The 26,119-nt window shown below is 63.1% G+C and carries 24 protein-coding genes; 7 read left to right on the top strand and 17 right to left on the bottom strand.

The features are described from left to right. Positions 1-82 precede the first annotated feature (82 nt). Entirely contained in the window at positions 83-934 is an 852-nt protein-coding gene (locus WFQ05_RS15860) for a glycosyltransferase family 2 protein (protein ID WP_337054511.1), read from the top strand. Next, a complete protein-coding gene (locus WFQ05_RS15855; protein WP_337054510.1) occupies positions 927-2,081 on the top strand; it encodes a glycosyltransferase family 4 protein in 1,155 nt (384 codons plus the stop codon). The genes WFQ05_RS15860 and WFQ05_RS15855 overlap by 8 nt, the downstream gene beginning before the upstream one ends. 18 nt (positions 2,082-2,099) lie before the next feature. Here WFQ05_RS15855 and WFQ05_RS15850 read toward each other — a convergent pair whose 3' ends face one another. The 15 genes from WFQ05_RS15850 to WFQ05_RS15780 form a co-directional block, all read right to left on the bottom strand. Next, positions 2,100-3,176: a glycosyltransferase gene (locus WFQ05_RS15850; RefSeq protein ID WP_337054509.1), complete on the bottom strand. Its 1,077-nt coding sequence runs from the start codon at positions 3,174-3,176 to the stop codon at positions 2,100-2,102. Further along, entirely contained in the window at positions 3,173-4,354 is a 1,182-nt protein-coding gene (locus WFQ05_RS15845) for a glycosyltransferase family 1 protein (protein WP_337054508.1), read from the bottom strand. Before WFQ05_RS15845 ends, WFQ05_RS15850 begins: the two co-directional genes overlap by 4 nt. Then, positions 4,351-5,106: a methyltransferase domain-containing protein gene (locus WFQ05_RS15840; protein WP_337054507.1), complete on the bottom strand. Its 756-nt coding sequence runs from the start codon at positions 5,104-5,106 to the stop codon at positions 4,351-4,353. The genes WFQ05_RS15845 and WFQ05_RS15840 overlap by 4 nt, the downstream gene beginning before the upstream one ends. Continuing rightward, entirely contained in the window at positions 5,103-6,224 is a 1,122-nt protein-coding gene (locus WFQ05_RS15835; protein WP_337054506.1) for a DegT/DnrJ/EryC1/StrS family aminotransferase, read from the bottom strand. Before WFQ05_RS15835 ends, WFQ05_RS15840 begins: the two co-directional genes overlap by 4 nt. Beyond that, complete coding sequence (locus tag WFQ05_RS15830; protein WP_337054505.1) at positions 6,221-6,676, bottom strand: hypothetical protein; 456 nt, start codon at positions 6,674-6,676, stop codon at positions 6,221-6,223. The genes WFQ05_RS15835 and WFQ05_RS15830 overlap by 4 nt, the downstream gene beginning before the upstream one ends. Further along, a complete protein-coding gene (locus WFQ05_RS15825; RefSeq protein ID WP_337054504.1) occupies positions 6,669-7,103 on the bottom strand; it encodes a hypothetical protein in 435 nt (144 codons plus the stop codon). Before WFQ05_RS15825 ends, WFQ05_RS15830 begins: the two co-directional genes overlap by 8 nt. Positions 7,104-7,377: 274 nt before the next feature. After that, complete coding sequence (locus WFQ05_RS15820; RefSeq protein WP_337054503.1) at positions 7,378-8,718, bottom strand: oligosaccharide flippase family protein; 1,341 nt, start codon at positions 8,716-8,718, stop codon at positions 7,378-7,380. After that, the gene (locus WFQ05_RS15815) at positions 8,718-9,653 is read right to left on the bottom strand and encodes a GDP-L-fucose synthase (RefSeq protein ID WP_337054502.1); all 936 of its coding nucleotides are present in this window, start codon (positions 9,651-9,653) and stop codon (positions 8,718-8,720) included. Before WFQ05_RS15815 ends, WFQ05_RS15820 begins: the two co-directional genes overlap by 1 nt. Positions 9,654-9,657: 4 nt before the next feature. Further along, complete coding sequence (gmd, locus tag WFQ05_RS15810; protein WP_337054567.1) at positions 9,658-10,767, bottom strand: GDP-mannose 4,6-dehydratase; 1,110 nt, start codon at positions 10,765-10,767, stop codon at positions 9,658-9,660. 197 nt (positions 10,768-10,964) lie between these two features. Next, positions 10,965-13,004, bottom strand: a complete 2,040-nt coding sequence (locus WFQ05_RS15805) for a tetratricopeptide repeat protein (RefSeq protein ID WP_337054501.1) — start codon at positions 13,002-13,004, stop codon at positions 10,965-10,967. After that, complete coding sequence (locus tag WFQ05_RS15800) at positions 13,001-13,363, bottom strand: hypothetical protein (protein WP_337054500.1); 363 nt, start codon at positions 13,361-13,363, stop codon at positions 13,001-13,003. The genes WFQ05_RS15805 and WFQ05_RS15800 overlap by 4 nt, the downstream gene beginning before the upstream one ends. 41 nt (positions 13,364-13,404) lie before the next feature. After that, a complete protein-coding gene (locus WFQ05_RS15795; protein WP_337054499.1) occupies positions 13,405-15,315 on the bottom strand; it encodes a hypothetical protein in 1,911 nt (636 codons plus the stop codon). A gap of 68 nt (positions 15,316-15,383) precedes the next feature. Continuing rightward, on the bottom strand, positions 15,384-15,818 hold the full coding sequence (locus tag WFQ05_RS15790) for a pilin (RefSeq protein ID WP_337054498.1): 435 nt from the start codon (positions 15,816-15,818) through the stop codon (positions 15,384-15,386). Between the two features lie 351 nt (positions 15,819-16,169). After that, entirely contained in the window at positions 16,170-17,633 is a 1,464-nt protein-coding gene (locus WFQ05_RS15785) for a sigma-54 dependent transcriptional regulator (protein WP_337054497.1), read from the bottom strand. A gap of 90 nt (positions 17,634-17,723) precedes the next feature. Next, positions 17,724-19,352: an ATP-binding protein gene (locus tag WFQ05_RS15780; protein ID WP_337054496.1), complete on the bottom strand. Its 1,629-nt coding sequence runs from the start codon at positions 19,350-19,352 to the stop codon at positions 17,724-17,726. A gap of 188 nt (positions 19,353-19,540) precedes the next feature. Here WFQ05_RS15780 and sucC point away from each other — a divergent pair, with 188 nt between their 5' ends. The 3 genes from sucC (at position 19,541) to tsaB (ending at position 22,732) form a co-directional block, all read left to right on the top strand. Then, entirely contained in the window at positions 19,541-20,710 is a 1,170-nt protein-coding gene (gene sucC / locus WFQ05_RS15775; RefSeq protein ID WP_130519285.1) for an ADP-forming succinate--CoA ligase subunit beta, read from the top strand. A 23-nt stretch (positions 20,711-20,733) separates the two neighbouring features. Further along, on the top strand, positions 20,734-21,609 hold the full coding sequence (sucD, locus tag WFQ05_RS15770; protein ID WP_130519284.1) for a succinate--CoA ligase subunit alpha: 876 nt from the start codon (positions 20,734-20,736) through the stop codon (positions 21,607-21,609). 403 nt (positions 21,610-22,012) lie between these two features. Beyond that, the gene (gene tsaB / locus WFQ05_RS15765; protein ID WP_337054495.1) at positions 22,013-22,732 is read left to right on the top strand and encodes a tRNA (adenosine(37)-N6)-threonylcarbamoyltransferase complex dimerization subunit type 1 TsaB; all 720 of its coding nucleotides are present in this window, start codon (positions 22,013-22,015) and stop codon (positions 22,730-22,732) included. A gap of 288 nt (positions 22,733-23,020) precedes the next feature. Here the strand turns inward: tsaB and WFQ05_RS15760 are convergent, their stop codons facing one another. After that, positions 23,021-23,896, bottom strand: a complete 876-nt coding sequence (locus WFQ05_RS15760) for a TonB family protein (protein ID WP_130523587.1) — start codon at positions 23,894-23,896, stop codon at positions 23,021-23,023. 8 nt (positions 23,897-23,904) lie between these two features. Next, on the bottom strand, positions 23,905-24,855 hold the full coding sequence (gene gshB, locus WFQ05_RS15755) for a glutathione synthase (protein WP_337054494.1): 951 nt from the start codon (positions 24,853-24,855) through the stop codon (positions 23,905-23,907). 196 nt (positions 24,856-25,051) lie between these two features. Here gshB and pilG point away from each other — a divergent pair, with 196 nt between their 5' ends. Then, the gene (gene pilG / locus WFQ05_RS15750; RefSeq protein ID WP_130519276.1) at positions 25,052-25,453 is read left to right on the top strand and encodes a twitching motility response regulator PilG; all 402 of its coding nucleotides are present in this window, start codon (positions 25,052-25,054) and stop codon (positions 25,451-25,453) included. An 83-nt stretch (positions 25,454-25,536) separates the two neighbouring features. Beyond that, positions 25,537-26,067: a chemotaxis protein CheW gene (locus tag WFQ05_RS15745; protein WP_337054566.1), complete on the top strand. Its 531-nt coding sequence runs from the start codon at positions 25,537-25,539 to the stop codon at positions 26,065-26,067. Positions 26,068-26,119 lie beyond the last annotated feature (52 nt).

Genomic DNA, 26,119 nt, shown 5'->3' with positions numbered 1-26,119 from the left:
CCCAGCGAAGGCCGGAGCGCCCCGGGGAGGGCGCTTTAGTGGGTAGATGCTTTAAGCTCTGAGCGGACGACAGGGGGCCCGAATGAAGATCAGCGTCATCCTTCCCGCCAAGAATGAAGCGGGAGGCTTGCCCAAGACACTTGCCGCGCTCCGGTCGTTGCTGCCGGACTCGGAAATCATCGTCTCCGACGACGGTTCGACCGATGAGACCGCCAAGCTCGCCCTGGAGGCGGGTGCAAAAGTCGTCAGCTCGCCATATTCGATGGGCAATGGGGCCGCGATCAAACGAGGCACGCGGGCAGCGCGGGGTGATGTGCTTGTTTTCATGGACGCGGACGGCCAGCACGACCCGGTCCACATCACACGCCTGCTGGCGCGGCTTGAGAACGGCTACGACATGGTGGTCGGCGCGCGGGATTGGGCCGGACAGGCCGGTGTGCACCGCGGAATGGCGAATACCTTCTACAACTGGCTCGCCAGTCGCATGACCGGCGCCAGAGTCATGGATCTGACGTCGGGTTTCAGAGTCGTCAAGGCAGACAAGTTTCGCGAGTTCCTGCACTTGCTTCCCAATGGGTTCTCATATCCCACCACCAGCACCATGGCGTTCTTCCGCAGCGCCTATGCGGTGGCCTACGAGCCCATCCCGGTCCACAAACGCATCGGCAAGAGTCATATCAAACCGGTGCGTGACGGGATCAGATTTCTGCTGATCATCTTCAAGATCGCCACACTCTACTCGCCGTTAAAATTGTTCGTGCCGATAGCGCTGGCGTTCTCGTTCGGTGGACTAGCTTGGTATGCATGGACCTTCGCTACGATGCATAGGTTCACCAACATGAGCGCGCTGTTGTTCAGTGCCGCGGTGATCGTATTCCTCATTGGATTGATCTCGGAGCAGATCACCGCATTGACGTTCAAGCGAAATGACTGACACCTCGAAGTGTCGAAAGCGTGCGTTGCTCATCACGCGCAATCTGCCACCCTTGCGCGGGGGAATGGAAAGACTGAACCAGCAGCTTGCAATAGTGCTTGCTGAAGAATTCGACCTCGTCTTGATTGGTCCGCTTGGATGCGCCGAGCATCTTCCTGAAAGGATCTCAGTGCATGAAGTCCCCATTGCACACCTGTCGATCTTTCTTTTTCGCGCCTTGCAGATTGCTTGGCATCTGTCATCTCAACCATTCGACGTAGTGATCGCAGGGAGCGGGCTGACTGCGCCTGCCGTGGTAGTTGCAGCACACAGGGCAGGCGCGAAGTCGGTTGCTTATGTTCACGGTCTAGATATTGTGGCATCTCATCCGATCTACCGTGCCATATGGAGGCCTTTTCTGAGGCGACTCGATGCCGCGCTTGCTAATAGTACTAATACGGCAAATCTTGCGATCACCGCCGGGGTTGCACATGGTAATGTGGCGGTGCTGCATCCTGGCACGGCTCTGCCGGACGAGATATCCCCCGGAGATTTCCGCGATCGTTTCGGACTTGGTGCGGGGCCATTGCTGCTCAGCGTCGGAAGACTGACTCAACGCAAGGGGTTAGCTGAATTTATCACTCATGCATTGCCGGCGATCATTTCAGTCTATCCCGATACTAAGCTCATCTTGATCGGCGATGAAGCGCCAAATGCGTTGCGGAAAACCAGCACTGACCCAGCTCAAAAACTGTTGGCCAGTATTCGATCAAGTGGTATGGAATCTCATGTTATTCGCCTGGGCGTCTGTAACGACATTACGCTTTCGCAGGCCTATGCGGCAGCTGACGTTCACGTGTTCCCTGTTCTGCATATCCCGGATGACGTCGAAGGCTTTGGTATGGTCGCGATCGAGGCCGCCGCACATGGATTGCCGACGGTTTCATTCGATGTTGGAGGGGTTACGGACGCGGTGTGTGACCATGTTAGCGGATACGTCGTGAAGCAAGGGGATTACAAAGCATTGTCTGCGGCTGTATGCCGTTGTTTGCTTGATGAACCAAGCCCGGACCGTGTGCGTGAATTCGCGAGCTCCTTCGCGTGGTCTAATTTTGCTGGTAGTTTATACGCTAGGTTGCGCCACGTCATGGATGGAGCCGCCTTTTAACGGATGATGAAGCTGGGCCTATTGCGCACTGCAGCGCAATGCTTCTTCGAGAATGGCCGCGCTGTCGGCCCACGAGGGAGGTGGTGGGTAGTTCGCTGCTCCTTCAGAAAGCTGATCGACGATCCGAGCTGCGAGCTCGGTTGCTGAGCCTTGCGGCACGAGAGATTGCGCATCATCCTTCAGCATCCAGCGAACCGGCTCTGAGTCACTTGCAACTACAGGTATCCTGCAGGCCATAGCTTCGCAAAGCTTTGACGGATAACTGAAACGGCCGAATCTGGAATTTGCGGTGATCACGCACGCGACATTCAACGAAGAAAGTACGAGTGGTAGCTGCATATCCGCCACATAGCCCAGCGCAATAACGCCCGGTTGAGTGGTTGCATACCTCGGTGGCTTTCCTGTCAAAACAAGCCGCACACTGGGATGTTGTTGACGCACGAGCTCGAATGCCTCCAGCAAAGTATCGGTTCCTCGGTTGCGAGCCCAGCTCCCCGTATAACCGACTAATGGTGCGCCGTCGGGCAGGCCAAGCGCGATGCGGGATTCGGCTTTATCATTGGGAGTGAAAACTGCGTCGGCCGCCATGGGCACAACGATGGTGGGTGCGCGGCCGTGACGGTGACGATCGAGCAACTGCGCCAACTGTGGGCCAGCTGCTGTGACAAGATCAGCCGCTCGAAGCGAATCGCGCCATGCTAGGTGCAATGGCCAGTTCCAAGGCATATAGGCTTCGTAGTCGTCATAAGCATCAAGGGCGAGGCACGCATGGACCTTCCGGGCCAAATGTTTCGCTAGCGGCCCGTACCATGCGTCAGAACAGCCGATGACCCAGTCCGGCGCAAAAACGAGAGCTTCCTTGCAAAGGTAGTCTCGCAAGCCGATCGGGCCGAGGAAGCGGATGTCATGGCTGATACATTCGACTCCCTCAAATGCTCGACGCTCCGAGAGCAGGTGATGGTGACTGCAAAGTAGCACGCGTACCTCGTGACCACGACGTGCAAGTTCCACAGGTAAGTTATAGAACCTGCCATAGGGGCGAGCTAAAAGATCGCGTTGTTGTGGGCTGCGCTTAGTTACGAAGAGGAACTTCACGGAGGCATGGCCGCTCGGAGGATGGACGCGAAGCGATCGTTGAAAGCGGATTGCGACAATTCAGCGCTCCGAGCAGTGCCATTTGCAAGAAGCCTGCCCCGGGTGCTTACATCCTCCACCAATTTGATCATCGCTGCAGCGATCGCGTCGACAGAAGCTGGATCGAAGTAAATGGCAGCCTCTCTGGATTGTTCTCGCATCGCGTAGATGTCTGAGAGCGCCATTGGAGTGCCGGTCGCCATCGCTTCCAGGGGAGGAATGTTTGTGGGGCCGAAAAAGGTCGGCATGATCAAGCCCTGGGAGCGCCGGTATAGTTCGGCCATGTCGTCGTCTGGAACATATCCGAGAATGGTAACTGCGCTGGACATTCCTAAGCCATACACCTCTTCCTTCATGGCCTTGCTGTTGTTCTTGGGTGAGCCGACTAGAACGAGCGAAAGAGCTGGCAATTTTTTCTTGGCAACCGCAAGTGCTCTTATAAGATTGACATGATTCTTGTGCTGCCAGAACTGGGCCGGATAGAAGAGATACTGCGTGGGCAGGCGATAGCGCTCGTCGAATCCGAGCGGGGCGTCCCTTTGATGGATGTAGGGCGGTGCCACATATGGTAATATGTGGATTCGGTCATCTGCGATGCCGTACGCGTCTAGAACATGCTGCTTTCCTGTCTGAGAATCGACCAGGATTGCAGTAGCGTTTCTGCAAGTATTAAGGTAGTGCCGTTCGCGGCGGCTATAGAGACCCAGCGCTGAGACTTCAGGGAAGCTGGGTTCGTATCGGTGCATCAAGTCATGAATGGTGCCAATCGTGGGTCCGGGCATCGAATAGGCAAGGTAGTCCTGCGCCGGGAAAATCCAGATGTCGCACCCCAGTCGCGTCAATTGTCGCTCCACGCCGCCAATGCGTGAGGCAAGTGCCCGCCGCCATGTACGCGCGGGCATTCCGAGCCGGAGCAATAGCCGGATAGCGGTATCGCGGCGGTCTGGCGCGACCGCATGAGACTCGATCCCAATGGAGTCCCGTTGCAGTCTTTCGGCCCATGCTGGGTGCGCGTGCGCTACCACTGCGCGATAGTCGGCTGTGGGCAATGCGCGGAGCGCCACTAGCAAGGAGGCTGCATACTGGAATGCGCCCCCCCCTTGCGGCGGGAAACCAAGATAGAGGCCGATCCGCTTCATCGCATCGCAGTGAAGCAGGCGTACCAGGGTAGGCCGTCGCCGAAATCCTCGCGTTCCCATGCAGTTGCACGAACGCAGTGCAGATCGGCCTCTTCGAGGAAGCTCCGGATCTCGTTCGCGAAGAAATAACGCATCGGGTGCAATTCGTTTATGTGGGCATGGGTTTTGTCGATGCGCACATCGATCTGGAATCGTACTTCCACGCGGTGCCTGTCCGGATAGTGGTCTGCGTGCGCGGTGCGCACGACGGAGACGCCGTTTCCCGATAGCTTGCGCGTACGTTGGCTGGGTGGATCGGCAAGGACGCCAGGCCCGTACCAGCAATCGAAGACGAACACGCCGCCCGGCGCAAGGTGAGTGGCGGCGGTCGCTATCGCTGCGCGCAAATCGTCATCCCCGACTTGGTAGCTCATCACATGGAAGAGCGACACCACCGCATCGAAGCGTTGATCGGTGCGGAAGCTGCGGAGGTCGGCCACCATGAAGGTAGGCGCCGCCGCACCGGCAGGGACACGCTTGGACTTCGCCAACGCGATCATCGCAGCGCTGAGGTCGATGCCCTGAACGACGTATCCCTTTTGCGCAAAGTGGATGGCGTGGCCGCCGGTGCCCGAGCCGAGCTCGAGCAGGGACTGGGCATCTGGCCGGTACTGGCGGATGATGCGGTCGACGTAGCCCACCTCGCCCGCGTAGTCCTTCTGCGCATAAAGCAGGTCGTAATAGGCGGCGTAAGCGTCGAAAGGCTTGCTCAACGCAGTAGATCCCGCACGCATTCCGCAACGCGTTCGATCTCTTCCGCGTCCAAGCCGAGGCCGCTGGGGATGTAGAAGCCGCGCCTATACAGCCTCTCGGCCACCGGGTGGCGGTCATGTTCGAACAAGCCCTTTCGTCTCAACACTGGCTGCTCGTGCATTGGGCAGAAGAACGGGCGTGTCCCGATCCCCACCTGCCCGAGTCGGCGCATCGCCTCATCGGCATCGAAAGGGACATCGTCATCAAGCACCAGCCCAAAAACCCAGTAGTTGTTCTCGGCGTATTCTGTCCGCGCAAGCGGCAATTGGAGTCCGCGCGTACCGGAAAGGAGCTCGCGATAACGATGGCCCATGGCGATCTTGCGCCGGATGAAGTCATCCAGTCGTTCCAACTGTGCGACTCCGATCGCCGCCTGTAAATTTGTCATGCGCATGTTCCATCCAAGCCGCTCGTGCACGAAGCGGCGTCCGGGCTGGAAACAAAGATTGCGCAGCTCGCGGCAGGTGTCGGCGAGTGCGTCGTCGTCCACCAGCACCATGCCGCCTTCGCCCGTGGTGACATGCTTGTTCGGGTAGAAGCTGAAAGTGCTGATGTCGCCAAAGCCGCCGCAGGGGTGTCCTCGATAGGTCTGCCCATGCGCTTCGGCGGCGTCCTCGATGACCCTCAGCCCGTGGCGCGCAGCGAGATCCAGCACCGGGTCCATGTTCACCGGCAGGCCGTAGGTATGCACGACCATGATGGCCTTGGTGCGCGGGGTGATACGGCCCTCGATGGCGGCAGCGTCCATGTTCCAGCTGAGCGGATCGCTGTCGACCAGTACCGGGGTGGCACCGGCGCGCACGATCTGGCTGATGCAGGAGATGATGGTAAAGGCCGGTAGGATGATCTCGTCACCTGGGCCAATCCCGAGCGCATCAATGGCAGCGTCTATCGCCGCCGTGCCGTTGCACACCGCAATTCCGTGCTTACGCCCGGTGCGCGCTGCGAATTCCGACTCGAACCGTTGCACGAACGGCCCTTCGGACGAAATCCATCCGCTGTCGATGCATTCGACCAAGTAGCGGCGTTCATTGCCGTCTAGCAATGGTTCATTTACTGGGACAGGGGGGAGTTTCACGGCTCGCCGCCGTCGAAGTTCAAATTGCTGGGTTTTACCGGCTCGAACCGTGTCTTGTCCTGCTCGCCGCAATATGGGCCCTGCTTCACTTCGATCATCTCGGTCGGTTCCAACATCTCGAAGCCGTGACCACCAAAGGCCAGGAGGATCACGTCGCCGCTTTCGAGCACGGTGCTGCGCAGATAATCCTGTGATTCGCTATAGAAGTCTACGCGCACGCGGCCGCTGCGGACAAACAGGACTTCCTTAGTATATTCCACAGACCTCGCTACCGGGTTGTGCACGTGCGGCGGGATGATGTGTCTCTTGGGACGGTTCATGTACCCCAGTTGCTGGGAAAAGTCGCCGGGCGTGAAGAACGCGATCCCCTCGACGCGAAATTCGCGGCGGATGATCAGCGCAAGAAGCCTCCCTTGGTCGCTTATCCTTTCGATCCCGGCCGCTTCAGACATGCCCTTTTCCCTGGATGCCGCCGCGCTTCGCGCGCCTGGCGAAGGTTGCACCCGTCAGAAGCGCGCGAATGCCAACAACAATAAAGGGTGGGCCCAGTACTTCCCAGGATGAAACCATGTCGGAACCGGCGGAGGTCCCCAAATGATCGTCCTCGGGCAACAACCATGTAGGGTAGGGGGCCCGGTAAATCGAGCGTGACACATGCTGCCCCACGCAGGCCCGTTCGCTGGAATCCGTCGTCGCCGGATTAGGTTTGAGGAATATCACCTGGGCATCATCGATTCCGCTGAGAAAAGGTCTGGCTTGGTGATAAAAGCTGCCAAACGCGCGGTTGAAGCCGAGTATCCGGAGGCCGTCGGGCGGTGAATTGCATGCGCGCAGCGCACTGATCTGACTCGCAGGCTCCGAAGTGGCAGGAAACAGCACTGAATCGCGCGCGAACGCGGAGTCACCTCGCACGACGGCGCTATTCGCGCATAGTACTCTCTCAAGTTCTCTCTGGCTTTCGTAACCGGTTGACGCGACGGCCACGGAAGCCCCGTCGGGGTATGGCCCTTCGAAGGTTCTGAGGAGGCAGGCCCAACGGCTCACCAGTGCACGGACGGGCCCGAGCACGATGGATCGGAGCAAGCTTATGGCGATGGCCGAAAACAACGCCATGGCGACGTCAGTCGCCGCTCGCATAGACGTATGCCGCATCTCAGTAGACCCTCGCTTGGAGATTCCGCTTCATCCTGGGCCAGAGTATGGTGAGCGGAATCATATCGATCAGCAAGAAGCACGTTAGCGTAGCCCAGGGCAGCAAGGCGATGTGGCCATGGGCCACCAGCCAGAACTTCGCGGCAAGCGTAGCCGCCGACAACAGGATGGCGGTGACCACGAGGAATCGGAACATTCCGGCTGCGTTGAGGAACGTTCCATAGGCGCCTCCCGCCGCGTCGGCGACCGCCCATGCGGCCATGCCGGCCAACAACTCTGGTCGGGGTGAAACGGAGACGCGCATCCACGCGCCGGAAATCGCGTCGAACCAATGCCAGCACAGTGCCGCCACTCCTGCGGACGCCAGGATTGCGCCTGCGACAGAGCGGCGCAGCGTGCGGAATGCCCAAGCGTACTCCTGCCGTGCAAATGCTTGCCGATAAACCGGCCAAAGCGGTGTCCACAACAGCCCAAGCGCAAGTGGTCCCAGCGAGAAAAGTCGTTGCACGACAGCATATCGCCCAGCCTCATCCGCGCCGGCCAGTGCGGAAATCAGCGGCAGGTCAGAAGCATAGGCGAGCGCCGCGGCCAGTTGCAGTACGAAGAACAGCAAGCCTTCGCGCTGGATTGCCACCACCCGCGTCTGGTTGGTGCCCGCGCCGATCGGCGTCGAGCCCCTCAACCGGCGTGCGAACCTCAGCGTATTGGCCATCGACGCGAGGGCCGGCGGCCAGAGCGTGGCGGCGACCAAGACCGGCAGGCTGGCGCCATGATGCGCAAGTAGGATGGTGGTGATGCAGGCCAACACATGCCCGGCTGCGCCGAGCCTGTAGCCCGACTTAGCGCTGCCTATAGCTAACTGCATTCGAAGCGCCAGCCCGAGGGGCACACCCGCGACCATCGCCAAAAGCGTGGCCGCTGCCGCCGCACGTGCCTGCGGGCCCATATCCTTGTCAAGTCCGAGCAGGTCGCTCCATGGCAGGCATGCGAGCAGTACCAGCGCCACCAGGGACAGCAGCACGGCAGTCCGGGTCAGGATGCGCCAGGCTCCCAGGACAAGGCTATAGACTTCACGGCGGTCTTCGCGCGCATGGGCGGCTGCGACGAGGTTCATCGCGCCATTGGCAAGCCCGAAGTCGAGGAATGCCCCTAGGGTCGCGATGGACGCCAGTGTCACCCAGGCGCCAAAGCCCGAAGGATTTAATGCGTCATGCACGAGGGGCATGGACACGAACAAATTCCCGACTGCGCAGGCTTTAGTGAGGAGCGCATAGGCGCCGGTGCGGAGCACTGCGACGCCGCGCGCGCCTACCGGCAGGCGGCGAAGCAGCCGATCGCGCATCATCTTGCCCCGTGCCGTGCCGCATAGTCCGCCAACGCCGAATGTATGCCATCCCGGAGGCTGATCTTCGCTCGCCAGCCCATGCGTTCGATTCGCGTCGAATCCAGTAGCTTGCGCGGCGTGCCATCGGGTTTCGAAGGGTCGAAGCGCAACACGCCGCGATAGCCAACGACCGCGGCGATCAATTCGGCCAGTGCCGCAATGCTCGTCTCTTCACCGGAACCGATGTTGACCATTTCCGAGTCGCTGTAGTTCCGCATCAGGAAGACCAGCGCATCCGCAAGGTCATCCGCGTGCAGCAGCTCCCGCAGCGGAGTGCCGGTGCCCCAAATCGTTACTTCGGGGATGCCGGCGACTTTGGCGTCGTGGAAGCGCCGGATCAGGCCGGGCACCACGTGCGAGTCCTGCGGGTGGAAATTATCGCCGGGGCCGTACAGGTTGGTCGGCATCGCCACGATCGCGTCGAAGCCATGTTCGACGCGGTAAGCGCGGCACATTTCGAGGCCAGCGATCTTGGCAATTGCGTAGGCCTGGTTTGTCGGCTCGAGCGCCCCAGTTAGCAGGGCATCCTCGCCGATCGGTTGCGCCGCGAACTTCGGGTAAATGCATGAAGAGCCCAAGAACAGGAGCTTCTTTGTCCCGTTCTTCCATGCCGAATGGATCACGTTAGTTTGGATGGATAGGTTGTCGCGGATGAACTGCGCGGGATGACTGCCGTTCGCATGGATTCCACCTACCCTAGCAGCGCAAAGAAACACATAGTCCGGCTTTTCCGAAGCGTAGAACGCCTCAGAGGCGGCTTGGTCAGTCAGGTCAAGTTCCTCGCGCGTCCTCAGCAGTAGATTGTCCGCGCCCTCAGCTTGGAGGCGTCGCACGATTGCACTTCCGACCAACCCACGGTGACCGGCTACATGGATCCTCGCGCGCATGTCCATCGGTTCAGTCCTGCGGTGACTGCGCTTGATAACCAGCATGGACGATCAGCGCGTCACGCCGGGCCAGCGCAAGGTCCGCCTGCACCATCTCGCGAACCAGGTCGTCGAATTTGGTGCGCGGCTGCCAGCCGAGCTTCTCGCGTGCCTTGGTGGCGTCGCCCAACAGGGTGTCTACTTCGGCTGGGCGGTAATAGCGCGGGTCGATGGCGACGATGCATGCGCCACGCCGGACTCGCGACCCGTCTGCCGCGTCCGTGACGACGCCGTGCTCGCGTTCTCCCTCGCCGCGCCATTCAAGAGAGATGCCCAGATGCGCAGCCACGCGTTCTACGAACTCCCGCACGGAGTGCTGCACACCGGTGGCGATGACGTAGTCCTCCGGCTCGGGTTGTTGCAGCATCAGCCACTGCATCTCCACGTAGTCGCGCGCATGTCCCCAGTCACGCCTTGCATCGAGGTTGCCGAGGTAGAGGCAGTCCTGCAGTCCGAGGTGGATACGTGTGAGCGCGCGGGTGATCTTGCGAGTAACGAAGGTCTCCCCACGAATCGGCGACTCGTGATTGAATAGGATGCCGTTACAGGCATATAAGCCGTGCGCCTCGCGATAATTGACGGTGATCCAGTAGGCGTAGAGCTTGGCGACACCGTAGGGCGATCGCGGGTGGAACGGCGTGCGTTCGGTCTGTGGGATTTCCGCGACCCTGCCGTAAAGCTCGGACGTGGACGCTTGGTAAAACCGCGTCTTCGCGTCGAGCCCAAGGATGCGGATTGCCTCCAGCAGGCGAAGGGTGCCCATGCCGTCAGCATTGGCTGTGTACTCCGGCGCCTCGAACGACACCTGCACATGACTTTGTGCACCGAGGTTGTAGACCTCGCTCGGCTGCACTTGCTGGAGGATTCGGATCAGGTTGGTGGCATCGGTCAGATCGCCGTAGTGCAGAGTGAACTTGCGGTCGGCCTCGTGCGGGTCTTGGTAAAGATGGTCGATGCGCTCCGTATTGAAAGACGAGGAGCGTCGCTTGATGCCATGGACCTCGTAACCTTTCCCGAGTAAGAATTCTGCGAGGTAGGCACCATCCTGCCCTGTGATGCCGGTGATCAAGGCCCGTTTCATTTGTTGCTCGCTGAAGTGCACCCCGCGCAAGTTTCCATCACCTGCGGCCCGCCCACAAGTGGGTTGGGTCATGTTAGAGATTGCCGTGCGAGGAGGTTTGGAGGGATGCGATGCGCGTGCCGGCGCATGCTCGTTATCCTGCTGCGCGATAGCTTCTCCTGGTCGCTCGCTCTTTCTAGTCCTCATGCGGGGTTTGATCATTGTGTGCGGATTCTCTCGTCATCAGTCTCATGTTTCTCGTCCTCGACCAAAACGTCGCGTAGTCTCTCCCATTCCGTATCCCAGTAGCCGTCACGTGCAATGAGCCAGTCGCGCAGTCTCAGGGCGGGCGACGGTGCTGGCGCGATTGGCTGGGCTGAGGTCTGATAATGGTCGAGCAACGCAATTCCATCACGTGCCGAACAGTGCGTAGCAAGCAGCACGATCTCGCTTTGTGCGGCCTCCGGCCGGCGCTGAACGTCGAGGCGCTTCTTAAAGGCGTCCAGCGCGGATGGGCACTTCTTTTCCTTAAGCGCCAGAAGCCCTCGTATGTAATAGGCGCGCGACCTTGGTTCGATCAAAGAGAACTCACGGACCAGTGATGAGGCCGCAAAGTTGTGCAGTACCGTGGTTGGGAGTCCCGCGCATGGTTCGGTTGAGCCTGGCACAAGCAACTTGACCAGCCACTGATAAGCAACATCTGCCTGCAGGCCGCTGTGCCGCAGCGCGCCAATGGTGGACTGCAGGGCGAGATCTGGCACATGTCCCATCTCACAGTAGGCGGATGTAAGCACAACGGCGTACTGAATCTCACCAGGCACCAGCCTCGAGAGCGGCGCGAGGCGCTGGATGGCGAGCTCTGGGTGACCGGCCACCATTTCCATAGTCGCTGCATAGCTCTGTGCTCGGGCTGAGGTGGGATTAACTGCAGCCCAGCGGTCCGCCAAAGCGAGCGGGTTGGACCAGTCGTGCGTCAGTTGCAGAGTCAGCGCGGCGAGCAGGCAGCACGATATGGAAAGTGCTCCCACCCTGTAGATCAGCAATGGACCGGTCCGAAGGCACACATGCGCGATGGGCCAGAACAGCAGCATAGCGGGCAGGTAGTTTCGGTGCTCGAAGTACAACTCCAGTCCGATGAAGGAGCTCTCCATCACATGACCAGCGAGGAAAAACAGAATCGCCGCGCTGGGGATGGGCCACCGTAGGCGATATCGCCACGCCGAAAATGCAAGCAGTACCAAGCCAATAATTGCCGGCAGCGTCGTCCACGGTTGCAGCAGTTTCGTCGAGACACGCACATCATCGGCGAAGACGCCCGAGGTGTCGGTCCGCGGGATGAGCAGCAGATGGAAGTAGTCAAGCAAAACCCTGGGTTCGGTCATTAGGCGCTGTGTTAGCGTCCAGCCGCGTTCTGCAGGCAGGCCCGGAGCCGCAGCGACTCCCATCACCATTATTCCCGCCAACACGGCCACGGCAGGAACATGAAGCATGATCAAGCGCGCAAGTGCTGGTGAAGTAGAGGGCTCAGCCGCGCGCGCGCGTTGCGCAGCCATGATGGTTGTATCAAGTGTCCAGAGCAGCAACGGAAGCAGGAAGCCATTTGCCTTGCTCAGGCCAGCCAGTAGGCCACAGACCGGGACAGCCAGGATCGCGAGAATCCAGCCAGTCTTGGTGCGCCCGCGTGCGAACGCATGTATCGCGGAGTTCCAGGCCAGCACGCCGACCAGACTGAACGTCGCCGCTAGCATTGCCTGTCGCTGGATGATGTACAGGACGGTAGAGACCCATAGCGGATGCAGCAACCATAGTGTGGCGCCTCCCAGTGCGACCCAATCCGATTGGCGTTCAGGCAGAATCCGCCGCCCAAGTACGCGTAATACCAGCCAGAGCAGAACGCCGTTGAGCAAGTGAATGCAAACATTGGTGCGCTTGAACGAAAATGCCGCAGCGGGCCAGTTATGCGCGTCGACCAAGAATGACAGTAGCGCAACTGGGCGCCCGGCAGGATCGGCGATGCCAGAGGTCAGGTACCAGAGGAGCGAATGCAGGTCGCGTACTCCGCCGTATCGCCCCAACGCGGGAAGATTAGCGAAGTCATCGAATAAAAATCCGCCCGCCAGTCCTGGTCGATAGACTGCGAAGGAGATTGCGAGTACCACTAGTAACAGCAGACCTCCCAGGCACGGACGCAAGCGTTTTAGCACGCCTGTCGAACAAGTGAATAAAGCATGGAAATGCGAGCGGCGCATCAACGTCACGCGGTTCGCATGTAATGGAGTGGGAGTCCAGCGCAGTTCCAGAGCCGCTTATGGCTTTCATTCTTTAACGAAAGCCGGTGGGTCTGGCCTGCAAATTTCAGATTGGCGGAGTCCCTATATGCAATTGCAACTTGTCCCTTGGCGTGCAAGGTGACGAAAGTGAAATACCTGCCGTTGATCGAATCTGCCGGAGCGATGCCCGCGCTGGTATTGTCGCTCGGACTGCTTGCGGCGTCGTATGCGGCTGCATCTGACAATGAGTGCGTAGCCGAGAAGAGGTCTTCAGCGATCAGCGTCCGGATCGTGGAGTTAAGGTAGTCCGGCAGTCCGATGGCGGCGGGGATGTCGGTGATGAACATCACGTTCAACAGCTCCATCGGGGTAAATGCACTATCTCCGTTCATCGCGCTTTCTCTGCTGGTGCCGCGGCGCGGGCAAGCATGTGCAGCGTACGCAGTTCCTCCCACGACACACTGCCAGGTTTGCGTTCGAGCTGCGACAACATCTCCATGCCCTCGCCATGCGCGCCTGAGGCGAGCAGGAACTTCGCCAAGGCGACGCGGTAACCCCCGGAAACCGGATCCAGACGCACGGCCTTGCGTTGGAGCGCGATAGCCTCGTCGGGATCGTGCGAGATGTTCCAAGCGGCATTTGCGCGAAGTGTAAGCACTTCGGGACTGGAAGGATTTCGCTCTAAGACGCGGTCCAGTGTCGCAATCAACCGTCGATCGTCGAGAATGCAGCGGCCTTCGATCCGACATTGGATGATCGCGTAGAGGGAGTTGAGGGTCTCCGGGTCGACAGTTCGCCGGACCAGCGCATCGCCAAGACGGCTCCAGCGGGAGGCAGGTATGGGCTGTTTAGCTTGGCTCTCCATCAGAATGATGGCCTGCAGAGGCAGGGGCGACGGCTCGGCCTCCGATGCGGACTTCTCGAACTCTGCCTTGGCCATAGACCAGTTGGTACTGCCGGTGTCGCCCCGGGCGCTTTGCAGCAGACGCGCACCCAGCGCATAGGTGGCGCGCATCGAACCCGGATTGCGATTCTCCAGTGTCCAGTCAAGGCGTGCGGGGTTAGCCCATGTGCGGACCTCAAGCGCGCACAGGGTTGCGAGCCAAGCGACGACGCAAAGCAAGAGGGCAATGCGTGCATGAACGCTGAGTCGTCTCAGAGCCCATTGAACTGGCTCAACAAGCGCCAGCGGAATGCCGAGCAATGGCAAGTAATTGCGGTGCTGGAAGGCAAGCTCCAGCATCAGGACATTGCTTGTCAGCGCGTGCCCCATGAAGAACCATGTTATTCCCAGCCCGGTCAATGACCACGCAGGCTTGGCAAGCGCTGCGACGGTGAGCAGGATGATCACGAACGCAGCGCTCACTGCGGTTGCAGGTGGTGACCACCATCCCCGTGAAATGGGGAAGTTATCGTAATAAAAGGTCAGGCTGTCCAATCGCGGGAGCATGATCTGTTGCAGATAGGTGGTTAGGACCGGGCCCTGTGTCATCAGGCGTTCAAAAGGCGTAAAGCGCCGAGCCGAAAGATTGACGGGCAGCGAGAGCGTTGGCAGAACGATCCAACGGGCGACGGCGGCCGCCGCTACAACGCCCAGCACCACGTAAAGCAGGATCAATCCGCGGGACGCCAGGCCGCTACGCGTGTGGAAGCGAAGGACGAATAGTTCGATCAGGAAGCAATAGCCGGGCGCAAGAAGCGCCGTTTCCTTGAAGCCTGTGCCAAGTAGTATGAAAAGAATCGTCAACATAAAGCCGGGCCACGCGTGCAAGCCCTGGCATTGACGTTGACGCGCAACGACATAGGCAAGCACGGCGGCAAGCGTGCCTGTGGCAGCGCCGATTTCCATGCGCTGGACGACGTACAGAACTGTCGAAACTTGCAGGGGATGCAGCATCCAGATGGCCGTGACCGTCCAGGCGGCATATTCAGAGGCCGGCTTGCGGGTTCCTGCGAGGACAAGGAGGCGGTTTATCAGCGCCCACACCAGAAAGGCATTGACCAGATGCATAGCCAACGAAGTGAGCTTGAGAGCGAAGGGATCGAGCCCCGTCGCTAGGTAGTTCAAATTAAAGCTCAGGAGTGCTAGCGGGCGACCCGTGGGACTGCTAATGCCGGATTGAAATAGGCGCCGTACCTCGTCCCAGGACAGATGCTGGAATCTCCAGCTGTCGTCGAAGACAAGGTTGGGAAAGTCGTCAAAGATGAAGCCTCCTGACAGGCCGGGGAAGTAGATGCAAGCCGTCAACGCCATAAGTAGGCTACCCAGCCTCGCGCTCACTCCGGCACGTCTTGCCATGAGATAGTCCCTAAAAAAAAGGGCCGCGCTAGCGGCCCTTCATATTCGATATCGCGTTGCTGCTCAAATTAGCGGCAAGCGCTCGGCAGGTACTTGGAATTGATAGTGGTACCAGCGGCAGCATTGCAAGACCAAGTGACCGAACCGCCGGTGTCGATCGGGCTGTAGACGAGATTGCCTGCGGCCTTGGCGCTAGCGGAATTACCCATGGCAGCCGTAATCTTGCCGGCAGCAACGGTTACAGATGTAACATACTTGCCACTGATGCTGGCAGCGGGAGCCAGCCCAGCGGTCGAGTTGGTGATACCGCTGAAATCCCCCACATTGGCGTACTGCTCGGTCACGGCGGTCTTCGCCCCTGAGGCCAGCGTGGCGGCCTCGGACACCTGCGAGCGAGCGACATAGTCCTGATAAGCCGGCAGCGCGATGGCGGCCAGGATGGCGATGATGGCGACCACGATCATCAGTTCGATGAGGGTGAAGCCCTGCATGTTCTTCTTCATGAGCAATTCCTTCGAAGGGTGGTGGAACTGGTTGAGGGACACTGTCTCCCCGTGTCCCTGGTATGTCGCGGACCGTGGGCGCCGTGGATACCCACGTGCGAGTGGTGTATAGCACGAAGCGTGCCAACGCCGTCATGGCTGCATGGCCCAGTGGTGGGCAAGTCACCCGCAGTTGGGGCGGTTGCGCAACGGACCCTCGATCCGCTTCTGCCTTGTTGCGTCAAAAAGTGACGCATCGCGTCAGTCGCTGGTCAATGGAGAAAGATTTACTGAAAGAAGCGGGCCGAAGTCTCAATTCAAGTCGCACACCAAGTCTCACTTTCAGGTCGCTCGCGATTCCCAGGCCCGACCTCATTCGATGCCGAGCTTCTTGAGCTTGTAGCGCAGGGCGCGGAAGGTGATGCCGAGCTGGGCCGCAGCCTTGGTCTTATTCCAGCGGTTGTCCTCCAGGGCCTTGTGAATGGCGGCGCGCTCCATCTGTTCGATGTAGGAGGGGAGCGGACCTTCGGCTTCATTGGCCGTTGGCGCGGACGAGGCGCCGGATTGCGACGGCACGCCTTGGCCGAACTGGGGAGCGGGTGCGGAGCGGAACGGGTCATAGTCCTGGGGCGGCGGGGACTGCGCGGGAGGCTGCGCCGCGGCAGATCGGCGCTCACCCTGCGGCAGGCGCAGATCGCTGGCATCGATGGCCTCCTCGTCGGCCATGGCCATGGCGCGCTCGAGGATGTTCTCCAGCTCACGGACGTTGCCAGGGAACGCGTACTGCGACAGCGCATCCGCCGCGGCTGGGGTCAGGCGCGGGGCCGGGCGTCCCTGGCTGCCTGCCAGCCGGTTAAGGATGGCGCCGGTCAGCTGCGGCAGGTCGCCGGTGCGTTCGCGCAGCGGGGGGACGCGCAGTTCGATGACGTTGATGCGGTAGTACAGGTCGTGGCGGAAGCGGCCGTCGTGGGCCAGTTCGCCCAGGTCCTTGTGGGTGGCCGACAGGATACGCACGTCGACCTGGATCTCTCCCGAGGCGCCGACCGGGCGCACGGCCTTCTCCTGGATGGCACGCAGCAGCTTGACCTGCATGGGCAGCGGGAGTTCGGCCACCTCGTCCAGGAACAGGGTGCCGCCGCTAGCCGCCTGAAACAGACCCTGCTTGTCGGCGTGCGCGCCGGTGAAGCTGCCTTTCTTGTGGCCAAAGAACTCGCTTTCCATCAGCTCTGCGGGGATCGCGCCGCAGTTGACCGGCACGAAGGGGCCGGACGAGCGCGCGCCCTGCTCATGAATCGTACGGGCTACCAGTTCCTTGCCCACGCCCGACTCGCCGAGGATGTAGACCGGCGCCTGGCTGCGCGCGACCTTGGCGATGGTGTCGCGCAGCTCGCGCATGGCGGACGACTCGCCCAGCAGGCGCATGGCGTGCTGGGCCGGCGCGGGCGCCGGCGAGGGGCGTTCGACGTTGTTGAGTTCCAGTGCGTGCTTGACCAGGCCGCGCAGGACGTTGATGTCCACCGGCTTGCTGACGAAATCGAAGGCGCCGGCCTTGAGCGCTTCCACCGCCAGTTCGACATTGCCGAACGCGGTGATCATCGCCACCGGCGTCTTGGGGAACTGGCGCGAGATCTCGCCCACCAGCTCGATGCCGTTGCCGTCGGGCAGGCGCATGTCGGTGAAGCACAGGTCGTAGGCATTGCGGGCCAGTAGCGCGCGTGCCTCGCCCAGGTTGGCGGCGGTGTCGATGCGGATGCCCATGCGGCCCAGGGTGAGGGTCAGCAGTTCGCGGATATCGCGTTCGTCATCGACGATCAGGGCGCTTCGGGGGTCGCTCATCGTGGTCTCGCGTGGTTCGCCGCCAGTCTACCGGCTGAACGGGCCGGCGAGCGAGAGGCGCGCCGCGGAATCGGCGCAACCCCTCACGCGTCAGTTCGTCAGCAGGGCGTTGGGCCCGGGCATGGCGATGCGGAAACAGCTGCCGCCTCCGGGCACCGAGACATAGTCCAGCGTCGCCTGGTTGGCCCGGCACAGCTCCTGGGCGATATACAGGCCCAGCCCGGTGCCGTGCTCGGAGGTGGTGAAGAACGGCCGGAACAGCTGCGCCGCAACCGAGGGCGGGATGCCGGGTCCGCGATCGAGCACGTCGATCATGGCGCGTTTGTCGAGCTGGAACACGCGCAGGCGCACGCGCGCCGGCTCGCCTGGCAGGCGGCCGTAGTTGAAGGCGTTGTGGACCAGCACCGTGCAGACCTGGTGCAGGTGGCGCGGATCGACCAGGGCGGTGACCTGATGCCTGCCGGTAACCGCTTCCAGGCTGTCGGTCTCGATCGACATCGACTGCTGGTACTCGTCGACGAACTGGCGGGCGAAGAGGTTGAGGTCGGTGTGCTCGGGGATGGCGCGCTCGCGCCGGGCCAGGCCCAGCACGCTCTCGACGATGCCATTGGTGCGCTGGCACTGCTGGTGGATGATGCCCAGCAGGTGGCGATCGCTGGCATTGAACTCGCGCGATTCTTCCAGCAGCTGCACCGCGTAGTTGATGGCGGCCAGGGGATTGCGGATCTCATGGGCCAGGCTGGCCGAGAAGCGTCCCAGCGCCGCCAGGGTCAGCGATTCGGCCCGGCGCGAGACCACCGTGGCGTCGTCCAGGAACACGAGCGAGAGGTCGCTGCCGGCCAGCAGGCGGGCGAAGCGCGGTTGGATGTCCGGCTGGTCGGGCGAGAGCGCCAGCGGGGTCTCGTCCTGCTGCCAACCGTTGCGCCAGCGCTGCATGCGCCGGGCCAGCTCCGGGGACACGTTCTGCAGCAGATTGCCCTCGCTGGCCTCGGGCACCTCGGCGACCGCGCCTATCAGGGCCGTCGCCGCTTCGTTGGACAGGCGGATGCGCCCGCCGCCGTCGACCACCAGCACGCCGGTGCGCATGCGGCGGATGATCAGCTCGTTGACCTCCACCAGGTTGGCGACCTCGGCCCCCCGTTCGTCGGCCAGCTGCTGGCTGCGCCGCGCGCGCAGGCCGACCTGCACCGACAGCAGGCCCACGGCCAGGTAGCTGATGCAGAACATCACGACCTCGGCCACAGGCCGCGGGGGTGCGTTCAGCGCGAAAGCGGCCACTAGGTATTGCGAGAAGTGCGCCGCCGTCGCGAACACGGCCACGCCGATGCCCCAGCGCAGCGGCAGCAGGGCGCAGGCGGCGGCCACGTTGAACAGCAGCAGCATGGCCACGCCCGGCGCGGCTTCGGGCAGGGCCGAGGTCACCACGCAGGCCACTGCGATGTCGACGCAGACGCCGACGATCACGATCGGTAGCAGGCGTTTTTCGTTGCGGCCGAAGACCAGCATCGCCACCGAGAACAGCAGGTAGAACACCGTGGCGCAGGTGGCCAGCCAGGGCGAGCGGACTTCGCCGCTGCTCAGGATGTCCGAGAGTGGGCTGAACAGGATGCCGGCGAGAATGCCGGCCTCCAGGACCCGGTACAGGGCCAGCGAATACAGCTCGCGCCGCGGAACCGAGGCCAGTGGCAGGGTCGGCGTCTTGGCGGGCCCGTTACTCAAGTTGGACGAATCCTTCCACTGGATGGAACGAACCCGAGTATAGGAGCCCGGCGCCAAAACCGCCGCTTTTGCGTCGCAACAGCGCCATGGGCGACAATGTGCGGCCCATCGGCGCCCAGGCTGCCCCCGTCTTGAGGAGGGCGCGCCGACGCGCGCGATGCGTACTGACCTTATCTATACGGTGACGCATGAATTTCCACGAATACCAGGCAAAACAACTGCTTGCCGAATACGGCATCCCGGTCCCGGCCGGCAAGGTCGCCGCGACCCCGGACGAAGCGGTTGAAGTGGCCAAGTCGCTGGGGCAGGGCCCTTGGATGGTCAAGGCCCAGATCCACGCCGGTGGCCGCGGCAAGGCGGGTGGCGTCAAGTTCTGCAAGACGACCGACGATGTGAAGGCGGCCGCGGCCAAGATGCTCGGCACCAAGATGGCGACCTACCAGACCGCCGGCGTCGAACTGCCGATCGGCCTGGTGCTGGTGACCACCGCCGGCGAGATCGTCAAGGAGCTGTACCTGTCGGTCCTGGTCGACCGTGGCACCAAGACCATCACCTACATCGCCTCTTCCGAGGGCGGCATGGAGATCGAGCAGGTCGCCGCCGAGACCCCGGACAAGATCCACACGCTCAACGTGGACTTCGTCGAGGGCGTGCAGGGCTACCACGGCCGCGACATCGGCTTCAAGCTGGGCCTGACCGCCAAGCAGGCCGGCCAGCTGGCAAGCATCATGGTCAACCTGTACCGCATCTTCAACGACAAGGACCTGGCGCTGGTCGAGATCAACCCGCTGGCGATCCTGGACGATGGCAACCTGTACGCGCTGGACGGCAAGTTCAACAGCGACGACAACGCCAACTTCCGTCACAAGGATCTGGTCGCGATGCGCGACAAGACCCAGGAAGATCCGACCGAGGTGATCGCCTCGGAGCTGGACATCAACTACGTGACCATGGACGGCAACATCGGCTGCATGGTCAACGGCGCCGGCCTGGCCATGGCCACCATGGACGTGATCAAGCTCAACGGCGGCGAGCCGGCCAACTTCCTGGACGTGGGCGGCGGTGCCAACAAGCAGCGCGTGATCGAGGCCTTCAAGCTCATCCTGTCCTCGGACAAGGTGCAGGGCATCTTCGTCAACATCTTTGGCGGCATCGTGCGCTGCGACATGATCGCCGAGGGCATCATCGCCGCGGTCAAGGAAGTGGGCGTCAAGGTGCCGGTGGTCGTGCGCCTGGAAGGCACCAACGTGGAGGAAGGCAAGCAACTGCTGCGCGACAGCGGCATGGCCATCATCCCGGCCGACAACATCAACGACGGCGCCAAGAAGGTCGTTGAAGCCGTCAAGAACGCCGCCTGATCCACGACACCGAAGGAAATCCAATGTCTGTCCTTATCAACAAGAACACCAAGGTGATCGTGCAGGGCTTCACCGGCCAGCAGGGCACCTTCCACGCCACCCAGATGCTCGATTACGGCACCCAGGTGGTCGGCGGCGTGACCCCCGGCAAGGGCGGCACCACCCACCTCGAGCTGCCGGTGTTCAACACCGTGGCCGATGCGGTGCAGGCCACCGGCGCCGACGCCTCGGTCATCTACGTGCCGCCGCCGTTCGCGGCCGACGCGATCCTGGAAGCGGCCGCGGCCGGCATCAAGGTCATCGTGTGCATCACCGAAGGCATCCCGGTGCTGGACATGCTGCGCGTCAAGAACGTGCTCACCCGCGCCCACCCGGACACCGTGCTGATCGGGCCCAACTGCCCCGGCGTGATCACCCCGGGCGAGTGTAAGATCGGCATCATGCCGGGCCACATCCACAAGCCGGGCAAGATCGGCATCGTCTCGCGTTCGGGCACGCTGACCTATGAAGCGGTCAAGCAGACTACCGAGGTCGGCCTGGGTCAGAGCACCTGCATCGGCATCGGCGGCGACCCGATCAACGGCCTGAACTTCGTCGACTGCCTCAAGCTGTTCAACGAAGACCCGCAGACCGAGGGCATCATCATGGTTGGCGAGATCGGCGGCGACGCCGAGGAAGCCGGCGCCGAGTACATCGCCAAGCACGTCAAGAAGCCGGTCGTCGGCTTCATCGCCGGTGCCTCGGCCCCGGCGGGCAAGCGCATGGGCCATGCCGGTGCGATCGCCTCGGGCGGCAAGGGCACGGCCGAAGGCAAGTTCGCGGCGATGGAAGCCGCGGGCGTCAAGACCGTCCGCTCGCCGGGCGATCTGGGTGCCGCGATCGCTGCGCTGGTGAAGTAAGCCGCGCCGCCAGCTGCTTGTTGCACACGACGGGTCGCCTTCGGGCGGCCCGTTTTGCTTTTGGCGCCTTCGCGTGGCCGACGGCGGCTCGAGGTGAAGGATGAGGCAAGCGCCTCGCTTCGGCCCCCGCTGCAGAAGGCGAAGCGCCGTCGACAAACCTTCTATCGTCGTTCCCGCGAAAGCGGGAACCCAGTGCCTCTGGCTCCTGCGCGCGAAAGTCGCTGGGTTCCCGCTTTGTCGGGGACGACGGTAATGAGCACTTTCCCCAGCAAGCGCGAGCTGCACCGTGCGTGTGCATGGCAGCGACGGGGAGGCCTGTGGGTACAGGCAACCCTGGCGCGTTTGGCCGCGCCGGTGCGAGGGGGCAGAATGGCGCACTGCCTTTTCGCTTCCGATCCGCCGCATGCGCCTGCTCGCCTTTGAAACCTCCACCGAAGCCTGTTCGGTTGCCCTGTCCGTCGATGGTCAGGTGATCGAGCGCTTCGAGCTCGCGCCGCGTCGCCATGCCGAACTGGCGCTGCCGTGGGCGCAGGCGCTGCTGGACCAGGCGGGCGTGGCCAAGTCTCAGCTCGATGCGATCGCGGTGGGGCGCGGGCCCGGCGCGTTTACTGGCGTGCGCTTGGCGATCGCGCTGGGCCAGGGCCTGGCGCTGGCCCTGGACCGGCCGCTGCTGCCGGTGTCGACGCTACAGGCGCTGGCGCTGCGTGCCCCTGCCGAGGCTACCCGCGTGGTGACCGCGATCGACGCGCGCATGGGTGAGGTGTATTCCGCCTGCTATCGCCGCCAGGGCGAGGTGCTGGAGGCGCTGGATGCCGAGACGTTGGGCGCGCCCGAGGCGGTCGCGCTGGCCGATGGTGAAGGCGGGTGGCAGGCCGTGGGCACCGGATTCGCCGCGGTTGACGGCGCGCTTGCCGCGCGGCTGCAGGACCAACTCATCGCCGTGGAAGCAGGCGCGCTGCCGCATGCCGCCGACGTGGCCACTCTGGCGCTGCAGGCCTGGGCGCGCGGTGAGCGCCCGTCTCCCGAATCCGTCGAACCGGCCTACCTGCGCAACAACGTGGCGCTGACGCTGGAGGAGCAGCAGGCGCTGCGCGCGGCGAAGGCGGCGAAGACAGGAGGATGAATATGTGGGGTCTTGTGCGAAGCGGCTTCTTCGGGAAAGCCTGATCGCCGCCAGGGCAGCCCACACGATGCGATGCGCCGCGTGCCTGGGGAGCACCTGTCTCTTCACATCACCTCGCGGCCGTGTAGAGCGGAGCTTGCTCCGCTGGGGCTTTGCCAACGATCCTGCACAAGCGCAGCGGAGCAAGCTCCGCTCTACACGGGGGTGGTCAACGGTGGCGAGGCGGATCCGTCGGCACCGCCCACCGGCTCTCATCTGTCCGCTCTGCCGCCCATGTTTTGCGTGAACCTACTGGTCGCGCAGCTCACCCGCCGGCAGGAACACCCAGGTCCGGGTGACGTGCAGGATGTCCACGTGCTCGTCGGTGTCGGGCAGAGGCGGGAAGGGCGCGGCCAGCGCGACCACGCGCAGGGCGGCCGAATCCAGCAGCGGCACGCCGCTGGACTGGATGATCCGGCTCTGTTCGACCGTGCCGTTGCGGCGCACCGCCACCGAGATCACCACCTGCCCGGACAGGCGCTTGCGGCGTGCCTCGTCGGGGTAGTTGAGGTTGCCTACGCGCTCGGCGCGGTCGACCCAGGCGCGCAGATAGTTGGCCCAGGCGTATTCCTGGGTGCTGGCCGAGACGAACTTGCGCTTGGGCCGCTTGGCGTACAGGTCCGAGCGCAGATGGATCTCGGCGGCCAGGCGCGCCATTTCCATGTCGTGCTCGATCTTCTGCTCGCCCGGCGGCAGGTCCGGCCGGTCGGGGCGCGGATGCGCTTCCTGCGGCGGGACGATGATGTCCGAGTCGGCGGCGGTGACGACCCGGGTCTGCGGCGGCGGGGCGGCGTCGGGCGCCTGCGCGCGCAGCGGCACCGGCGAGACGCCGGCCTCGGCCTGCGGTACCACGCCGGCCTGGCTTTCGCGCGGCCGCCGCGACTTCTGCGCATCGCCGCCGCCCTGCTGGCTGGCGGCCGCCAGGAAATCGGCCTGCTTGGGCGTCAGCGGCGTGCTGGTCTGGCTGAGGATCACGTCCAGAGTCGGCACCACCGGCGCGTTGTCGTCCAGCGCGAAGCCCAGCCCGAGCAGCACGATGCCGTGGATCAGCACCGACAGCGCCAGGGTGGCGCCGAGTCGGGCGTTCTCGTCGAGCGGGGGCGCGGGCAGCGCGGCGGACGACATGGCGCGGATCAGACCGCGAGCTTGCGCTCGATCGCGTCGAACAGCTGGCCGGCGATGTTCAGGCCGAACTGGGCGTCCAGCTCGCGTACGCAGGTCGGGCTGGTGACGTTGACCTCGGTCAGGTAGTCGCCGATCACGTCCAGGCCGACGAACAGCATGCCGTGCGCCTTCATCGCCGGGCCGACCTGGCTGGCGATCCAGCGGTCGCGCTCGCTGATCGGGCGGCCCTCGCCGCGGCCGCCGGCGGCCAGGTTGCCGCGGAACTCGTCGCCCTGCGGGATGCGCGCCAGGCAGTAGTCGATCACCTCGCCATCGACCAGCAGCACGCGCTTGTCGCCGGCGCTGATGTCCGGGATGAACTTCTGCGCAAGCGCCAGTTTGCGGCCGCCGTCGGTCAGCGTTTCCAGGATCACGTTGAGGTTGGGATCGCCGGTGCCGGTGCGGAAGATCGAGCGACCGCCCATGCCGTCCAGCGGCTTGAGCACCGCCTGGCCGTGCTCGTGGACGAAGGCCTTGAGCTCGGCGGCGCTGCGGCTGACGCGCGTGGGCGGGCAGCACTGCGGGAACAGCAGTGCGGCCAGCTTCTCGTTGTAGTCTCGCAGGCCCTGCGGGTTGTTGACCACCAGCGCGCCGGCGCGCTGGGCGATCTCCAGCACCTGCGTGTCGTAGACGTATTCCGGATCGACCGGCGGATCCTTGCGCATCAGCACGACCTGGCCCGGGCCGAACACGGTCTCGGTCTCGGCCCCCAGGGTGAACCAGCCGGCCTTGTCGTCTGCCACGGCCAGCGGCGCGGTGCGCGCCAGGGCCGCACCGCCGCGCAGCGACAGCCCGCCCGGAATGACGTAATGCAGCCGGTGGCCACGCCGCTGGGCCTCGAGCAGCATGGCGAAGGTGGTGTCCTTGGCGATCTTGATCGACCCGATGGGGTCCATCACCACGATGACGTCGAGAGGCATGAGGCGTACGGGAAGGGGGTGCGACAGGGTCTTGATGGTAACAGGCGCCGGCCGCGCCCCACGGTTCTGCAATGGGCGTCACAGAGCGCGCGCCACCGGCTGCGCCGTCTTGACAGGCCGCGTAGACGGGTGGGATATAAGGCGCTTCGCAGCGATGCCGCCGATGAAGCGTCGCGCGCCAGGGGAATGCTCCGCCATGACAGACAACGATAGCCAGGCCGGTGGATTGGACGGCCTGCGGGTGATGGTGATCGACGATTCGAAAACCATCCGGCGCACGGCCGAGACCCTGCTCAAGCGCGAGGGCTGCGAGGTGGTGACCGCCACCGACGGCTTCGAGGCGCTGGCCAAGATCGCCGATCAGCAGCCGCAGATCATCTTCGTGGACATCATGATGCCGCGCCTGGACGGCTACCAGACCTGCGCGCTGATCAAGAACAACCAGGTCTTCAAGAGCACGCCGGTGATCATGCTGTCCTCCAAGGACGGCCTGTTCGACAAGGCGCGCGGGCGCATCGTCGGGTCCGAGCAGTACCTCACCAAACCGTTCACGCGGGAGGAGCTGCTCGAGGCCATCCGCACCCACGTCGCCGCCTGAGCCGCAGGGAACGCCATGGACGCCGTTTCCCATCGCCCCGCCGCCCACGCCTCCGGCCTCGCGCCGTCGCAGGTGTCGGCATGATCCGCACGCCGTTCGACATCCTGGCCGACTACGAGCGCCGCAGCCTGGCCCACGCGGTGGCCCTGCCGCAGGCGCGCGCCGAGGAGGATCAGTGGCGCGGGGTCGCCTACCGGATCGGGTCGCGCCGGCTGGTGTCCAGTTTCGATGAGGTGGTGGAGATCGTGCCGATCCCGCCGGTGACGCCGGTGCCCGGCGCGCAGCCGTGGATGCTGGGCGTGGGCAATCTGCGCGGCAACCTGTTCCCGGTGATCGACCTGAAGCAGTTCCTTCAGGGCGAGCTGACCGTGCTGCACGAGGGGCAGCGGGTGCTGGTGATGCGCCAGGCCGGTGGCGATGTGGCGCTGACCATCGACGAGCTGTACGGGCAGCGCAGCTTCGGCCGCGACCAGGTCACCGCGCCTGGGGCGCTGGCCGATGGCCGCTTCGGACATTTCGTCTCGCAGGCGTTTTCCAGCGACGGCCAGGATTGGGGGGTGTTCGCGCTATCGCTGCTGGCGCGAACGCCGGAGTTCCGGCAGGCCGCGCAATAGCGCGGCGCCGGAGACGCAGCGCCGCTGGGGTGGCGGCGCGCGTGCATTCACT

Source organism: Pseudoxanthomonas sp. USHLN014 (assembly GCF_037153335.1).
Classification (GTDB): Bacteria; Pseudomonadota; Gammaproteobacteria; order Xanthomonadales; family Xanthomonadaceae; genus Pseudoxanthomonas_A; species Pseudoxanthomonas_A winnipegensis.
The sequence above is the reverse complement of the archived record's forward strand: the minus strand, read 5'-3'. Positions and strand labels throughout refer to the sequence as shown.

What these genes read in the sequence shown, in the direction of transcription:
- gmd (WP_337054567.1), bottom strand. Translation starts at nt 10,767, where the DNA reads ATGAAACGGGCCTTGATCACCGGCATCACAGGGCAGGATGGTGCCTAC.
- sucC (WP_130519285.1), top strand. Translation starts at nt 19,541, where the DNA reads ATGAATTTCCACGAATACCAGGCAAAACAACTGCTTGCCGAATACGGC.
- gshB (WP_337054494.1), bottom strand. Translation starts at nt 24,855, where the DNA reads ATGCCTCTCGACGTCATCGTGGTGATGGACCCCATCGGGTCGATCAAG.
- WFQ05_RS15815 (WP_337054502.1), bottom strand. Translation starts at nt 9,653, where the DNA reads ATGGACATGCGCGCGAGGATCCATGTAGCCGGTCACCGTGGGTTGGTC.
- WFQ05_RS15760 (WP_130523587.1), bottom strand. Translation starts at nt 23,896, where the DNA reads ATGTCGTCCGCCGCGCTGCCCGCGCCCCCGCTCGACGAGAACGCCCGA.
- WFQ05_RS15800 (WP_337054500.1), bottom strand. Translation starts at nt 13,363, where the DNA reads ATGTTCATCACCGACATCCCCGCCGCCATCGGACTGCCGGACTACCTT.
- WFQ05_RS15845 (WP_337054508.1), bottom strand. Translation starts at nt 4,354, where the DNA reads ATGAAGCGGATCGGCCTCTATCTTGGTTTCCCGCCGCAAGGGGGGGGC.
- tsaB (WP_337054495.1), top strand. Translation starts at nt 22,013, where the DNA reads ATGCGCCTGCTCGCCTTTGAAACCTCCACCGAAGCCTGTTCGGTTGCC.
- WFQ05_RS15830 (WP_337054505.1), bottom strand. Translation starts at nt 6,676, where the DNA reads ATGTCTGAAGCGGCCGGGATCGAAAGGATAAGCGACCAAGGGAGGCTT.
- WFQ05_RS15855 (WP_337054510.1), top strand. Translation starts at nt 927, where the DNA reads ATGACTGACACCTCGAAGTGTCGAAAGCGTGCGTTGCTCATCACGCGC.
- sucD (WP_130519284.1), top strand. Translation starts at nt 20,734, where the DNA reads ATGTCTGTCCTTATCAACAAGAACACCAAGGTGATCGTGCAGGGCTTC.
- WFQ05_RS15860 (WP_337054511.1), top strand. Translation starts at nt 83, where the DNA reads ATGAAGATCAGCGTCATCCTTCCCGCCAAGAATGAAGCGGGAGGCTTG.
- WFQ05_RS15790 (WP_337054498.1), bottom strand. Translation starts at nt 15,818, where the DNA reads ATGAAGAAGAACATGCAGGGCTTCACCCTCATCGAACTGATGATCGTG.
- WFQ05_RS15820 (WP_337054503.1), bottom strand. Translation starts at nt 8,718, where the DNA reads ATGCGCGATCGGCTGCTTCGCCGCCTGCCGGTAGGCGCGCGCGGCGTC.
- pilG (WP_130519276.1), top strand. Translation starts at nt 25,052, where the DNA reads ATGACAGACAACGATAGCCAGGCCGGTGGATTGGACGGCCTGCGGGTG.
- WFQ05_RS15795 (WP_337054499.1), bottom strand. Translation starts at nt 15,315, where the DNA reads ATGGCAAGACGTGCCGGAGTGAGCGCGAGGCTGGGTAGCCTACTTATG.
- WFQ05_RS15785 (WP_337054497.1), bottom strand. Translation starts at nt 17,633, where the DNA reads ATGAGCGACCCCCGAAGCGCCCTGATCGTCGATGACGAACGCGATATC.